This is a genomic window from Bacillus cereus group sp. BfR-BA-01408 (assembly GCF_022663305.1).
In the GTDB taxonomy this organism is placed as follows: Bacteria; Bacillota; Bacilli; order Bacillales; family Bacillaceae_G; genus Bacillus_A; species Bacillus_A pacificus.
In genome coordinates, this window is sequence record NZ_JAKUFF010000250.1 from 1 (window position 1) to 285 (window position 285).

Sequence of the window (285 nt, forward strand, 5' to 3'; positions counted from 1 at the left end):
TCTTGCTGGTGCCCATTATTCCCTTGCGAGCCTCTTCCGTTGTTTCCTTCCTGATTCCCATTATTTCCTTGGGACCCTCTTCCGTTGTTTCCTTCCTGATTCCCATTATTTCCTTGGGAACCTCTTCCATTGTTTCCTTCCTGATTCCCATTATTTCCTTGGGACCCTCTTCCATTGTTTCCTTGCTGATTCCCATTATTCCCTTGCGATCCTCTTCCATTGTTTCCTTCCTGATTCCCATTATTTCCTTGGGAACCTCTTCCATTGTTTCCTTTCTGATTCCCA

General features: G+C 45.3%; 1 pseudogene. It reads right to left on the minus strand.

What is annotated here, in order from left to right:
* Positions 1 to 285 (minus strand): annotated as a pseudogene (locus tag MR083_RS27170) (hypothetical protein); the annotation flags it as partial.